At 61.1% G+C, this 13,650-nt stretch carries 15 protein-coding genes and 1 tRNA gene; 5 read left to right on the top strand and 11 right to left on the bottom strand.

Annotated features, from left to right (window positions below; all coding sequences use genetic code 11):
• Positions 1-10: 10 nt before the first annotated feature.
• Positions 11-1,414 (bottom strand): argininosuccinate lyase, encoded by a 1,404-nt coding sequence (gene argH / locus AC3WWH_RS14420; RefSeq protein WP_057254770.1) that lies wholly within the window; start codon positions 1,412-1,414, stop codon positions 11-13.
• 26 nt (positions 1,415-1,440) lie between these two features.
• Here argH and tlpA point away from each other — a divergent pair, with 26 nt between their 5' ends.
• Positions 1,441-2,112, top strand: a complete 672-nt coding sequence (tlpA, locus tag AC3WWH_RS14415) for a thiol:disulfide interchange protein TlpA (protein ID WP_057254771.1) — start codon at positions 1,441-1,443, stop codon at positions 2,110-2,112.
• Positions 2,113-2,183: 71 nt separating this feature from the next.
• On the opposite strand, the gene AC3WWH_RS14410 is transcribed toward tlpA, so the two are convergent.
• From AC3WWH_RS14410 to AC3WWH_RS14380, 7 genes are all read right to left on the bottom strand, one after another.
• Positions 2,184-3,056, bottom strand: a complete 873-nt coding sequence (locus tag AC3WWH_RS14410; RefSeq protein WP_057254841.1) for a 3-hydroxybutyryl-CoA dehydrogenase — start codon at positions 3,054-3,056, stop codon at positions 2,184-2,186.
• A gap of 152 nt (positions 3,057-3,208) precedes the next feature.
• Entirely contained in the window at positions 3,209-4,150 is a 942-nt protein-coding gene (locus AC3WWH_RS14405) for an electron transfer flavoprotein subunit alpha/FixB family protein (protein WP_492377110.1), read from the bottom strand.
• A 22-nt stretch (positions 4,151-4,172) separates the two neighbouring features.
• Entirely contained in the window at positions 4,173-4,922 is a 750-nt protein-coding gene (locus tag AC3WWH_RS14400) for an electron transfer flavoprotein subunit beta/FixA family protein (protein ID WP_057254773.1), read from the bottom strand.
• A gap of 291 nt (positions 4,923-5,213) precedes the next feature.
• The gene (locus tag AC3WWH_RS14395) at positions 5,214-6,005 is read right to left on the bottom strand and encodes a rhomboid family intramembrane serine protease (RefSeq protein WP_057254774.1); all 792 of its coding nucleotides are present in this window, start codon (positions 6,003-6,005) and stop codon (positions 5,214-5,216) included.
• Positions 6,006-6,081: 76 nt separating this feature from the next.
• Positions 6,082-6,660, bottom strand: coding sequence for a cob(I)yrinic acid a,c-diamide adenosyltransferase (locus AC3WWH_RS14390; protein WP_058323911.1), 579 nt, complete (start codon positions 6,658-6,660; stop codon positions 6,082-6,084).
• Between the two features lie 128 nt (positions 6,661-6,788).
• Complete coding sequence (locus tag AC3WWH_RS14385) at positions 6,789-6,992, bottom strand: twin transmembrane helix small protein (RefSeq protein ID WP_057254776.1); 204 nt, start codon at positions 6,990-6,992, stop codon at positions 6,789-6,791.
• Positions 6,993-7,015: 23 nt separating this feature from the next.
• Positions 7,016-7,849: an SDR family oxidoreductase gene (locus tag AC3WWH_RS14380; protein WP_057254777.1), complete on the bottom strand. Its 834-nt coding sequence runs from the start codon at positions 7,847-7,849 to the stop codon at positions 7,016-7,018.
• Positions 7,850-8,031: 182 nt separating this feature from the next.
• Here AC3WWH_RS14380 and AC3WWH_RS14375 point away from each other — a divergent pair, with 182 nt between their 5' ends.
• The gene (locus AC3WWH_RS14375) at positions 8,032-8,940 is read left to right on the top strand and encodes a YihY/virulence factor BrkB family protein (protein WP_057254778.1); all 909 of its coding nucleotides are present in this window, start codon (positions 8,032-8,034) and stop codon (positions 8,938-8,940) included.
• Here the strand turns inward: AC3WWH_RS14375 and gluQRS are convergent.
• Positions 8,929-9,810 carry a tRNA glutamyl-Q(34) synthetase GluQRS gene (gene gluQRS, locus AC3WWH_RS14370; RefSeq protein WP_057254779.1) on the bottom strand — a complete coding sequence of 294 codons (882 nt, stop codon included), beginning with the start codon at positions 9,808-9,810 and terminating at the stop codon, positions 8,929-8,931. The genes AC3WWH_RS14375 and gluQRS overlap by 12 nt on opposite strands.
• A gap of 54 nt (positions 9,811-9,864) precedes the next feature.
• On the opposite strand from gluQRS, the gene AC3WWH_RS14365 reads away from it, so the two are divergent.
• Complete coding sequence (locus tag AC3WWH_RS14365; RefSeq protein ID WP_058323912.1) at positions 9,865-10,512, top strand: DNA-3-methyladenine glycosylase family protein; 648 nt, start codon at positions 9,865-9,867, stop codon at positions 10,510-10,512.
• A gap of 107 nt (positions 10,513-10,619) precedes the next feature.
• A complete protein-coding gene (locus AC3WWH_RS14360; RefSeq protein ID WP_034797858.1) occupies positions 10,620-11,177 on the top strand; it encodes an HNH endonuclease in 558 nt (185 codons plus the stop codon).
• Between the two features lie 126 nt (positions 11,178-11,303).
• On the opposite strand, the gene AC3WWH_RS14355 is transcribed toward AC3WWH_RS14360, so the two are convergent.
• Positions 11,304-11,816, bottom strand: a complete 513-nt coding sequence (locus AC3WWH_RS14355; RefSeq protein WP_058323913.1) for a disulfide bond formation protein B — start codon at positions 11,814-11,816, stop codon at positions 11,304-11,306.
• 212 nt (positions 11,817-12,028) lie between these two features.
• Here AC3WWH_RS14355 and AC3WWH_RS14350 point away from each other — a divergent pair.
• A tRNA-Leu gene (locus AC3WWH_RS14350) sits at positions 12,029-12,113 on the top strand.
• A gap of 334 nt (positions 12,114-12,447) precedes the next feature.
• Here AC3WWH_RS14350 and AC3WWH_RS14345 read toward each other — a convergent pair.
• Positions 12,448-12,999 carry a hypothetical protein gene (locus AC3WWH_RS14345; RefSeq protein WP_082641063.1) on the bottom strand — a complete coding sequence of 184 codons (552 nt, stop codon included), beginning with the start codon at positions 12,997-12,999 and terminating at the stop codon, positions 12,448-12,450.
• Positions 13,000-13,650 lie beyond the last annotated feature (651 nt).

Here is a 13,650-nt window from a genome sequence, read left to right as displayed (position 1 = left end):
CGCTCATCCCTTAGTTTCGGGCGCGCCACCAGGCGATCTGTTTGCGAACCTCGTTGGGCGCAGTGCCACCGAAGGAGGTGCGGCTGGCAACCGAAGCCTCGACCGTCAGAACGTCGAAGACCTTCTCGGTGATGTCGGCATGGATCGATTGCAGGTCGGCAAGCGAGAGATCCGCCAGATCGCAGGCCTTCTGTTCGGCAAGTGCTACGGCGCGGCCGGTGACGTGGTGGGCGTCGCGGAAGGGCAGGCCCGCCTCGCGCACCAGCCAATCGGCAAGATCGGTCGCGGTCGAATAGCCGGAGCCGGCGGCCGCCTTCATGCGGTCGGTGCGAACAGTCATGTCGCGCACCATGCCGGTCATGGCGGCAATCGCCAGCTCGAGGCTCTCGGCGGCGTCGAAGACCTGTTCCTTGTCTTCCTGCATGTCCTTGGAATAGGCGAGCGGCAGGCCCTTCATGACCGTCAGAAGTGCGACCAGCGAACCGTTGATGCGGCCGGTCTTGGCGCGCACCAGTTCGGCAGCATCCGGGTTCTTCTTCTGCGGCATGATCGAGGAGCCGGTCGAAAACGCATCCGACAGGCGGATGAAGCCGAATTGCGGCGTCGACCAGATGACGATCTCTTCGGCGAGGCGCGACAGGTGCGTGGCCGTGATCGATGCCATCGACAGGAATTCGAGCGCGAAGTCGCGGTCGGACACGGTGTCGATCGAGTTGCGGGTCGGGCCGGCGAAGCCGAGCGCCTTGGCGGTCATGTGCCGGTCGATCGGGAAACCGGTGCCGGCGAGTGCGGCAGCACCAATCGGGCTTTCGTCCATATGCTCGATGGCATGGCGCACGCGCGAACGGTCGCGGCCGAACATTTCCACGTAGGCCATGCAATGGTGGCCGAAGGTGACCGGCTGCGCGGTCTGCAGGTGTGTGAAGCCCGGCATGACGGTATCGGCATGTTCCTCGGCACGGTCGAGGAAGGCGGCGATCAGCGCCGTCAGCGCCTTCTCGGTGCGCTGCAGCTCTTCCTTGACCCAGAGGCGGAAGTCGAGCGCCACCTGGTCGTTGCGCGAGCGGGCGGTGTGCAGGCGTCCGGCCGAGGGGCCGATCAGCGTCGCAAGCCGCGCTTCGATGTTCATGTGGATGTCTTCGAGGCGGCGCGAGAACTCGAACTGGCCGCTTTCGATCTCTGACAGGATCGTGTTGAGGCCGTGAACGATTTTGTCTTTGTCTTCAGTCGAAATGATGCCTTGATGCGCCAGCATCGTCGCATGCGCTATTGAGCCGCGGATGTCCTGGGCATAGAGCTTCTTGTCGAAGCCGATCGAGGCATTTATCTCCTCCATGATCGCGTCCGGACCCGAGGCAAAGCGACCGCCCCACATTTGGTTGGAGGATTTCGTCTCGGAATTGCCGTCAGCCATGAAGAATGCCCGCCTTGGAGAATGAAATGCCCGACCAGAAGAAATCCCCCCCGGCCGTGAAACTGTTCGCGCTCGCCGCCCTGTTTGGCGTGATCGTCGGTGCGGCAGCGGTATACGTGAAGGAGACGGGGTCTGGCAATGGCGAGGCGACTGAAACGGCCAGCACCAGCTGCCCGCTGACATCAGCCAAGGTCGCGTCGCTGACGCCGTTCATGAAGGGTCATGTCGCCGCCATGTCGCCGGCTTCGTCGCCGCGGCCGATCGCGCTCGACTTCAACGGTCCGGACGGCAAGCCGACCAATGTTTCGGCCTTTGCCGGCAAGACCCTGCTGGTCAACCTCTGGGCAACCTGGTGCGTGCCCTGCCGCGAGGAAATGCCGGCGCTCAACGCGCTGCAGAAGTCGCTCGGCAGCGACAAGTTCGAGGTGGTGGCGATTAATATCGACGTCGGCGACGACGAAAAGCCGAAGGCTTTCCTCGACGAGACCGCCGTGCATGAGCTTGGCTACTACCGCGACGCCTCCATGGGCGTCTTCAACAACATGAAGAAGGAAGGCCTTGCCTTCGGACTGCCGGCGACCTTGCTGCTCGACGACAAGGGCTGCCTCATCGGCTCGATGAACGGCCCGGCCGCCTGGGACAGCGACGATGCCAAGGCGTTGATCAGCGCCGCTGTCGCCCCGGCAGTCGGTAGCTGAGGCGGGATCGGTAGGTGCACAAAACAAAAACCCGGCGGATTGCCGGGTTTTTCTTTGCCTTTGACGACAAGTTAGCGGGTCGGAACCGGAATCTCGCCGCGGTAGTCGTAGAAGCCGCGGCCGGATTTGCGGCCGAGCCAGCCTGCCTCGACGTATTTCACCAGCAGCGGGCAGGGGCGATACTTCGAGTCCGCCAGGCCGTCATAGAGCACCTGCATGATCGACAGGCAGGTGTCGAGGCCGATGAAGTCGGCAAGCTGCAGCGGACCCATCGGATGGTTGGCGCCAAGCTTCATGGCCGTGTCGATGGCCTCGACGCTGCCGACGCCTTCGTAAAGCGTGTAGATTGCCTCGTTGATCATCGGCAGCAGGATGCGGTTGACGATGAAGGCCGGGAAATCTTCGGCGACCGTTACGGTCTTGTCGAGCGTCGCAACGAACTCCTTGGCGGTCTTGAAGGTCAGCTCGTCAGTGGCGATGCCACGCACGAGCTCGACCAGCTTCATGACCGGAACCGGGTTCATGAAGTGGATGCCCATGAAATGCTCGGGACGATCGGTGGCCGAGGCCAGGCGCGTGATCGACAGAGAAGAGGTGTTGGTCGCCAGGATCGCTTCCGGCTTCAGGATCGGACAAACCTGGCCGTAAATCTTGCGCTTGATCGTCTCGTCTTCGGTGACGGCTTCGATGACGAGGTCGGCCTGCGACAGGTCGTTGATGTCGGATGAGCCCTTGATCAGGGCCAAGGCGGCTTTGCGGGCCTCGTCGGTCATCTTGCCGGACGATACCTGGCGGGCGAGGTTGCCGTTGATGGTGGCAAGGCCCGCTTCGATCCGTTCAGCGGCAAGATCGTAGATCTGCACCTTGTATCCGGCGATTGCCGAAACATGCGCGATGCCACAGCCCATTTGCCCGGCACCAATAATTCCGACAGTCTTGATCATCGCGGCGAACATCCATCTTCAAAGGTTTGGCGGTGAGGCCGCCATCAGACACGCAAACCGGGCCGGTTTGGCCGGCCCGGTAGATTGTTAATGCCAAGTCCACGCTTTTGCCAGCCCTTTTCATGGGTGGCGGCGGGCGGCTCTTGCCGCGGTTACAGGGCCTTCTGCAACTCAGGCAGCGCTTCGAAGAGATCGGCAACCAGGCCGTAGTCGGCGACCTGGAAAATCGGTGCCTCTTCGTCCTTGTTGATCGCGACGATGACCTTCGAGTCCTTCATGCCGGCGAGGTGCTGGATGGCACCGGAGATGCCGCAGGCGATATAGAGATCAGGTGCGACCACCTTGCCGGTCTGACCGACCTGCCAGTCGTTCGGCGCGTAGCCGGCATCGACAGCGGCGCGCGAGGCGCCGACGGCAGCACCGAGCTTGTCGGCAACCGGCAGGATGACTTCCTGGAACTTCTCCGAGGAACCGAGCGCACGACCACCGGAGATGATGATCTTGGCCGAGGTCAGCTCCGGACGGTCGGACGACGACAGGGCGTCGGCGACGAAGCTGGAGACACCCGGGTTGGCGGCAGCCGCGACACTTTCGATCGCAGCCGAACCGCCTTCTGCGGCAGAGGCGAAGGAGGCGGTGCGCACGGTGATGACGCGCTTGGCTTCCGTCGTCTGCACCGTCTGGATGGCGTTGCCGGCATAGATCGGGCGCTTGAAGGTGTCGGAAGAGACGACCTCGATGATTTCCGAGACCTGGGCGACGTCGAGCAGCGCTGCGACGCGCGGCATGACGTTCTTGCCGACCGAGGTCGCCGCTGCGACGATGGTGTCGTAGTTGCCGGCGAGCGAAACGATCAGGGCTGCCAGCGGCTCTGCGAGGTTGTTGGCAAGCGAGGCATCGTCGGCGACGAGCACCTTGGATACCCCGGCAAGCTTCGATGCCTGTTCGGCCGCTGCCTTGGCGCCGCTACCGGCGACCAGCACATGCACATCGGCTCCAGTCCCACTGGCGATCTTGGAGGCGGCGGTCAGCGCCTTGGCGGTCTGGTCGGAAAGGTGGTTGCTGTCGTGGTCAGCCAGAAGAAGAATGGCCATGATGATATCTCCCTTCCTTAAATCAGAGCACGCCGGCTTCGGTCTTGAGCTTTTCGACGAGCTCGGCGACCGACTTGACCTTGATGCCGGCCTTGCGGCCCGACGGCTCCTCGGTCTTCAGCACCTTGAGGCGGGCAGCGGTGTCGACGCCGAAGTCCGCAGGGGTCTTCTTGTCGAGCGGCTTCTTCTTCGCCTTCATGATGTTCGGCAGCGAGGCGTAGCGCGGTTCGTTGAGGCGCAGGTCGGTGGTGACAACTGCCGGCAGCTTGATGTCGATGGTCTGCAGACCGCCGTCGACTTCGCGGGTCACGGTTGCCTTGCCATCGCCGATCTCGACCTTGGAGGCAAAGGTGCCCTGGGCCCAGCCGAGCAGAGCCGACAGCATCTGGCCGGTCTGGTTCGAATCGTCGTCGATCGCCTGCTTGCCGACGATGATCAGGCCCGGCTGTTCGGCTTCGGCGACGCCCTTGACGATCTTGGCCACAGTGAGCGGCTCGACCTGGTCTTCGGTCTCAACCAGGATGGCGCGGTCGGCGCCCATGGCAAGGGCCGTGCGTAGCGTCTCTTCGGCCTTGGCCGGACCAACGGAAACGACGACGACTTCCTCCGCCTTGCCGGCTTCCTTCAGCCGCAGCGCTTCTTCGACCGAGATTTCGTCGAAGGGGTTCATCGACATCTTCACGTTCGCGAGCTCGACGCCCGAACCGTCTGCCTTCACGCGAATTTTGACGTTGTAGTCAACCACCCGCTTCACCGTCACAAGTATTTTCATGGATTCTTCCCTCCAAGAGCTTTCGCAGGAAAATGCGCCTTAACGGAGCCGCCTGATTGTCGGTTGGCGACATCGATACGCGTTTTTTCTCCAATTACAATCGCTGTGCATGGCGCTAAATCGATATAATCCCGAGAATTGGAATGACGTTTACGTACACGTAAGATAAGCGGATGGCAAGCGGGTTCCGAGGCCAGTCTTTTACAGGTCGTCAATGCGGGGCCGGGGGCAGGCAAGTCCTTGAAAAACCGCCCGATCCGCGTTCATTGGGCGGAAAAGGCCGGGCTCCGCTCAGGTCTGGCGTCCCCAGGGCATCGGCGGTTTTGTCGCATCCGGAGCCGGCTGCTGCCCGGCCGTGACCGGTTCCGCCTTGTGGCGGACGGCGCGCGGCGTAACGATGGTGCGGTCGAAAAGCGGTACGTCGCGGCGTCGCAAAATGACCACCAGGATGAGGCCGGCGACGATGCCGCCGACATGGGCGCTCCAGGAAACGCCGCTGCCAGGATCGACGACCAGCATGAAGAATTGCTGGCCAATCCAGAGGGCCAGCGGAATGGCCGCGGGAAGCGGCAGCGGGATGCGGAAGAACACCAGAACCCAGACGCGCACCTTCGGATGCAGCAGGAAGTAGGCGGCAACGACGCCGGAGATCGCGCCGGATGCGCCGATCAGCGGTGCCTCTGAGGCCGGATCGAGAAGCCCATGTGCAAGCGCCCCCGCGGCGGCGCAGAGCAGATAGAAGGCGAGGTAGCGGAAGTGCCCGAGCGCGTCTTCGACATTGTCGCCGAACACCCAGAGGAACAGCATGTTCATCGCCAGATGCATGAAGTCGCCATGCAGGAAGGAATAGGTGATGAAGGTGAAGCCGTCGGGAACGATGATCAGTGACGGATCGAGTTGGGCATAGTCGAAGATGAGCGCCGGGATATAGCCGAAGCCGAGGATTGCGGCATTGGCGAACTCTTCCGAGGCGATCGGCCCGGTGATCAGCCAGACGACGATGTTGACGACGATCAGGCTGATCGTGACGTACTGGACCTTGATGTGCTTCAGGGTGTTCGTATCGTGAAGCGGTATGAACATGCTCTCTCCCGAAGCGTCGTTCCATGCCACGGTTCCTCAATCCGAATCCGGCTTGGGAACGATGCGGAAGCGGACGTTATCTGTTTTTTCCGGGAATCCAAAGGACGTCGGCTTGACCTTTGTCATTTGCCGAACGCGCCGCGACAAACAGGAAATCGGAGAGCCGGTTGATATAGGCGATCGCCTCTTTGCTGACGATCTCTCCTTCGACATTGGCGAGCGCTACCATCTGCCGCTCGGCCCGCCGCGCGACGGTGCGGGCGACATGCAACATCGCTGAGGCAGGACTGCCGGCTGGAAGCACGAAGGAGCGCAAGGGTTCGAGCTCGGCATTCAGCCGGTCGATTTCGGTCTCCAGCCAGGTTACCTGCGCTGTGACGATCCGGAGCGGTTCGTATTGCGGCGGTTCGCCGGTGTCGGGCGTCGCGAGATCGGCGCCAAGATCGAAGAGATCGTTCTGGATCCGCATCAGCGCGTCGTCGAGCGCCGGGATGTCGGCCGTGTGCTGCCGCGCCAAGCCGACGAAGGCGTTGGATTCATCCACCGCGCCATAGGCATCGACCCGAAGGTCGCTCTTGAGGCGGCGCGGACCTGCAACAAGCCCGGTGGTGCCGTTGTCACCCGTCCGGGTGTAGATCTTGTTGAGCTTCACCATCTGTCGTCACGGTCCTCTAGAGCAATTCCAGGAAAGGTGTGAAACGGCTTTCCGTCCGGAATTGCGTCATCTAGGTCGGGCAATTCCAGGAAAGGTGTGGAACGGCTTTGCGTCCGGAATTGCGTCATCTAGGTCGGGCGGCCGCCGCCGGTGACCCACAGCGTTACCATGATCAGGACGATCGCGATCGCTTGCAGCAGCACGCGGGCCTGCATCAGCTTGTTGGATTTGCTGGCGCTGCCGCCCCTCATCATGTTCAAGAGGCCGCGGAGCAAAACAATGGCGACCAAGCCCATGACGAACAGGGTCAGGCCGGTGAAGAAACTAGACATCGTATTCTTCCTTGCATTTCTACTCAGCCAAGTCGGCCGATGATGCGATAAAACAATGCAGCCGGCAGGAGCTTTTTCAGAAGCGCGCCCTGCCTGGCGGGCCTTGTTACAATATAGTGCGGTTTTGGTTTCTTTGCTGTCAGCGCGTGCTTCAAAACCGCATAAACCGCATCCGGGCCGAGCTTGCCGGGCGCGGGTTTGCCTTCGCCCTTCAGGCGCCGCATCTGTCGTTCGTATTCGACACGGTGCACCGAATTCTTCAGGTCGATGAAACGCTCGATATAGGCAACGGCATTGGTCGTGAACTTGGACGCGATCGGTCCGGGCTCAATGAGGCTCACCTCGATGCCGCTGCCGGCAAGCTCCATCTTGAGCGTGAGCGACAGGCCCTCGATCGCAAACTTGGATGCGTTGTAGGCGCCGCGCCAGCGATAGGGAACGATGCCGAGGATGGAGGAGCACTGCACGATGCGGCCGCTGCCACGCGCCCGCATCGACGGAATCACCCGCCGCGTCAGGTCATGCCAGCCGATGACGTTGGTCTCGAGCTGAAGCCTAAGCGCTTCGGTCGGCAGGTCCTCGACGGCACCGGCCTGGCCATAGGCGCCGTTGTTGAACAGCGCGTCGATGCGTCCGCTGGAAAGCGCCAGCACCGTGTCTGCCAGGGCGGCGATGGTTTCCGGCTTGGTATAGTCCATCAGGAAGGTCTCGATGCCCTCAGCTTCAAGGGACTGGCGGTCTTCTTCCCGGCGCACGGTGGCAAAGACACGCCAGCCGTCGGCATGAAGCGCGCGCGCACAGTAGGCGCCGATCCCGGACGAACATCCGGTGACAATGATTGTGGGGCGATCAGTCATCCGATCGATTCCTGTAGAAATCCTGCCTCCGTTTCCCATATTCATCGGCGGGATACAATTGAATTGCGCAAGCCGGAACCCGCCAGCGTTGTCGCCGTTGGGATCGTGTGAAGCCAAGGAAACGGCACCGGGACGACAGCGCGGGAGTACGCGGTCGTGGAGCCCTGTAGGATTGGAATGGAATGCCAGCATTCATACGCATCACCTGGAAAGTCGTATTCGATGCGCTCTGGCATTTCAGCCTCGATGACGGTTGGGCGATGGCGAGCCATGTGGCTCTGTCGTCGCTGCTTGCCGTCTTTCCCTTTCTAATCTTCGGCACAGCACTCGGCAGCTTTCTCGGCGCTGATCAATTTGCCGAAACGGCCGTACACCTGATCTTCGACGCCTGGCCCGAATCGATCGCCAAGCCTGTCGCCGACGAGATCGTGCGGGTGCTGACGATCCCGCGCGGCGGGCTTTTGACCATTTCCGTTCTTGCCGCGGCCTATTTTGCCTCCAACGGCGTGGAAGCGCTGCGCGTCTCGCTGAACCGCGCCTATCGCGTCAGCGAGAGCCGTTACTGGTACATGACCCGGTTAGCGAGCCTCGGCTTCGTGCTCGCCGGCGTGCTGATCCTTGCGGCGCTCAGCATCCTGCTGGTCGCGGTGCCGCTGGCGGTGCGTTACACCGGGGAATGGTGGCCGTGGCTCGGCGGTGTGCTGGCGACAGTCGACAACTGGAGCCTGCCGCTCGCCCTGATCATGTTGACCGGTGGGCTGCTCGTGTCGCATCTCTGGCTGCCGGACGGTCACCGCAAGGTGGTCGACGTGCTCCCCGGCATCGTGCTGACGCTCGTCTGCTGGACGATCGGCGCCTATGCCTTCGCCTCCTATCTCGCGACCTTCGCCACCTATGTCTCGACCTATGCGGGCCTGGCGTCGATCATGATCGTGCTCGTGTTCCTCTACATGATCGCGGCGATCTTCATCATCGGCGCCGAGATCAACGCGGCAATCCTGAAATACCGGGTCAAACGCATGGTGCGGCGCAGCTTCCAGTTCCGCAGCGGCACCGATGCGGGCCGCGAAGACGAGGACCTAAACGACTAGGGCCCGGACCTCTTCCGGGGTGCGGCCGGCGGCACGGAATGCCGCAATGCCGGTATCCTGGTTGCTCTTGGAGAGCTTGCGGCCATCCGGCCCAAGGATTAGCCGGTGGTGATGATAGAGCGGCTCCGGCAGGTCGAGAAGCCGCTGCAGCAGCCGGTGCACGGAGGTTGCGTGATAGAGATCGCGGCCGCGCACCACGTGGGTAATGCCCTGCAGCGCATCATCTGTCACGACGGACAGATGGTAGCTTGACGGTGCATCGGAACGCGACAGGATGACGTCGCCCCAGGCGGCGGGGTTGGCAGCAATGATGCCGGCTTCGCCCGCCGGCCCGGCACCGCTCTCGCTCCAGGTGAGGCGGGCGTTGCCGAAGAGGCTGATCGCTTTCTGCATGTCGAGCCGCAAGGCATAGGCTCTGCCACTCTCAAGCATGGCCGTTCGCTCACCGGTCGAATAGGTGCGCTCGCGTCCGGGATAGAGCGGACTGCCATCCGGATCGCGCGGCCAGGTCCGGCCGCCGGCTTCGGCTTCTGCGACGGCGGCCTTGATCTCGCCGCGGGTCATGATCGAGGGGTAGACCACGCCGAGTTCATTCAACCGTTCAAGCGCCGACGCATAGGCGCCGAAATGGTCCGACTGGCGGCGCACGGGGCGCTCCCAGTCCAAGCCGAGCCAGGCGAGATCCCTGGAGATCGCTGCCTCGAATTCCGGGCGGCAACGGGTCTGGTCGATATCCTCGATGCGCAGCAGGAAACGGCCGTTCGCGGCCTTCGCCATGTCGTGGTTCAGCACCGCGGAAAGCGCATGGCCGAGGTGAAGCAGGCCGTTCGGGCTGGGGGCAAAGCGGAAAACGGGTGGCGTGTCTGGCATCCTTTCCCTTTGCCATGGAAGGCGTATAAAAATCATCCGCTTTGTGGAGGCGTCATGCGGATCATCCGGACACATGAGGATATCGAAGCCGGGCTTTCCGGTCTGGTGATGCTCGATGCGCGTCTGGAGTACGTGGTCGCCAGGGCCGGGCCCGTGCCGCTCCGCCGAACCAATCCCGGTTACCGAGGCCTCGCCAGCATCATCGTCTCGCAGATGGTCTCGAAGGCAAGCGCTGCGGCGATCTGGCGGCGGATGGAAGAGAGGCTCGGCGAGGTGACGGCATCAGGGGTGATTTCGCTCAGCGATGAGGACTGCCGCGTCATCGGCCTCTCCCGCGCCAAGGCGGATGCGTTGCGTCGCGTCGCCGATGTGGTGGTGGGCGGCGAGATCGATCTCGATGCGATCTGCGACGTCGAAGCGACCGAGGCGATCCGGGACCTGACGGCGGTCAAGGGCGTGGGACGCTGGACGGCGGAGGTCTATCTGCTGTTTTGCGCCGGCCACCCGGATGTCTTCCCCTCTGGCGACGTCGCCTTGCAGAACGCGATCGGCCACGGGCTGGGCCTCGAATTGCGCCCGACCGCACGCGAAATTGATTCGCTTGCCGCCTCCTGGTCGCCCTGGCGCAGTGTCGCTGCGCGGCTCTTCTGGGCCTATTATGCACAGGAAATGCGCCGAGATGCTGTTCCTGTGACACCTTGAAGGAAAAAGCGAATCCAGCGCATGCATTTTTGTTTCCGGCTTCACAATCCTGTTGCAACGGGCCTAATATAGAAGGTGCAGATGCCGAATCGATCAGGAGAATACGCTTGACGATTGCAGTCTCACCTCAGGCCTTACCAGCGCTCGTCTTGAACGCTGACTATCGGCCGCTTAGTTACTACCCCTTGTCGCTTTGGTCCTGGCAGGACGCGATCAAGGCCGTCTTCCTTGACCGTGTAAACATCCTTGCCGAGTACGAACATTCGGTGTCGTCTCCGAGTTTCTCGATGCGACTGCCGAGCGTCGTTTGCCTCAAGAGCTACGTGCAGCCCTCGCGCCACCCGGCCTTCACCCGGTTCAACGTGTTCCTGCGCGATAAATTCGAATGCCAGTATTGCGGTTCGCCCGACGATCTCACCTTCGATCACGTGGTGCCCCGCGCTCACGGCGGCCAGACGACCTGGGACAACGTCGTCGCAGCCTGCTCCCCCTGCAATCTGCGCAAGGGCAGCAAGCTGCCGAAGCAGGCCGGCATGTTCCCGCACCAGAGGCCCTTCCAGCCGACGGTACAGGACCTGCACAACAACGGTCGGCTCTTTCCGCCGAACCATCTGCATGAAAGCTGGATGGACTATCTCTACTGGGACGTCGAACTGCAGCCCTGACGCTGTTCGTGCCTTCTTGCCGGATCAAGCCCCAGAGCGGGATCAGGACAGGTGCGTGCCTTCGCCAACCCGTGTCGGGTGGTTACGGCGCGAAAGTGTCCGCATTCCTGAGTCCGCCCAGGGAGATCAGCGCGCCTTTGCAGCGCCGCGCAGGGCGATCGCTGCGAGGATGAGGCTGGCGATCACGTTCCACCCGGCGAAGGAAAGGCCGAGCACCCGCAATGCGGCCTCCGTGCAGGACGGACCGTGCTTCGAATCGAGATCTCCAAGCAGATCGCCGACATTCGACGACACGCCCTGTGCCGTCGTCGCGCAGGTGGAGGGGCCTTCCCAGAAGTGCCATTCCGCGCCCGAGTGGTAGACGCCCATGCCGGCGCCGACGAGCATCAGGATGCCGACGATGGCGAGCAGCGTGCGGGTCAGCCACACCGGCAGTTTCAGCGCGCTGGTGATGATGGCGAGAATGCCGACCGGGATGCCCCAATAGTAGGGATCGCGCTGCAACAGGCAGAGCGCGCAGGGGATGTAGCCACCGATATGCTCGAAGCCGAGCGCCCCGCCGACAGTTGCCGCCATGCCAAGTGTCACGACAATGGCGATCAGCAGGTGCTGGCGGGATTGGGTGGCGGTGTCGATCATCTATACCTCGCGGGCGGCAGCTCGGAACCGACACATGCCGCAGTGCAAACTGGATGGCGCCTTCTTAGGCAGGATCGCGCGCCCTGTAAATCGCGGTAGCCGCGACAGGTCCGCACGCTTTCGTGATTGTCATCGGGGCATGCTGAAAATGATGGTTGACCGCAGTGAAAACCTTCGTGTAAATCCGAGCCGCTGATATCGCACTTCCCTGAGCCCCATTGGCGGAATTGGTAGACGCGCTCGACTCAAAATCGAGTTCCGAAAGGAGTGCTGGTTCGACCCCGGCATGGGGCACCACCTACACCTAACAGCTATTGTTTTTGTTGTTCTTTTTCGCTGTTTTTGCCCCACATTTTCGCACCCCGGAACAATCTCGCTGCTTACAATTCCTCACTGGGTCCAGTGGAAGCGCCCGCTAAACAGAACAAGAAGAAGCCTAGGCGGCCAACCGGTGCGAGTGCAGACGTGCCGGCGCAGTTGTTTAAGGTTTTCACGGAAACTGGACGACGGCGCGATTGGAGCGCTGTTTCAGCGTCGTGTGGAACTGATAGGCGCATGTAATTCCGGTTCAGGGTTTCGAAAAATCATCGGACATACCGTCCGAATGGAAGCGCAAGTCTGCGGCTGCGGATCAAAGTGGAGGGGTCAATGCCTCATCATCGAACTTCCGGATTTCAACTAGTCCTAGTCCGGACTTAAGCTTGACTCCCCACGGCCCAATTCGCATTTTTACAATTCGTCCATCGTCATGCGTAATCCAAAAATCCACTTTAGAGACCTGCGGCACCTCATGACGGATAGCTGAATAGTGCTTTGCTGCGAGACCCAGGTGACTCTCATCACCCTCAAATACACACTCAGTTATTTTCGGGCCAGATTGGTCCGCTGGAACCCACTTTGTCTGTGGGTACCGGATCCATTGCTTTCGCGTTGAATCTTTCAGATAATTAGTACCTGACTGGGTTCGCAAATCGGCGGTAAACACTAAAGATCCATCGTCCTGCTCGGCATAAACCGTCACGCTCGACCGGGTAGCGTTCATGGTTGCCGCGTATGCTAAGTTGACGATTTCACAAGATTGGTCTTGGCCATTGTCACTGTTAGCTTCCGCCGGTTGAACTGCGCTAATGACGACCAATGTCGCTCCCGCCAATCCCATCAAAAGTTCAGAGATGCACTTCATGAATCGCCCCTATCTTGACGGCCTCACCATGTAGTCAGATGAGTCTGATGCAAAGCTAGAATGAAGTGCAATTTGAGCGCTGTTCTGCCACTTCACTCCAGATGGTTCATTTCCTTTCTAGGTGGGACATGAGCGAGAGAAAAGATAATAAAACGGCGCTCGCTTGATGTGTCTCACAAACTGGTAAGCCACTGATGCCGCTCGTTTGCTTTGCTTCGGCATGGGGCACCACTATCACGAATACCATGCTGTTTTTATTGTGATTTTCTCTGTTTTTGTCCCGCATTTTCCAACCTTGAAATGTGTGGGGCGAAATACGACCTACTCTTGTTCCGGCACGAGCTTGTGCATGGCGCCTGTCGCCATCTGTTTGCGGTGTGCTTTCTTCGTGTAGGTCGTGGCCTGGTTCTTCGTCGTTCAGCCGGAAATTGCCATCAGTTCCTCGTTCATCGCGCGTTATCGGCGGCAAATTGACGGACGTGAGCAGAGGCCGCTACATCGCGCTCGACTCTGCGTTGCTCTCTACGCTATTGAGCGTCAACGTCAGGTTTGAGAGTTCGGCTTTGATGGCGCCTGACCTGCCACTGCGAATTTCCTCCAGATTGGATTAGAGTCCGGCCCATTAAAGGACGGACGAATGAAGAAGCAGAG

The sequence above is a fragment of the Ensifer sp. EB106-03-01-XG145 genome (assembly GCF_058792075.1).
The sequence above is the reverse complement of the archived record's forward strand: the minus strand, read 5'-3'. Positions and strand labels throughout refer to the sequence as shown.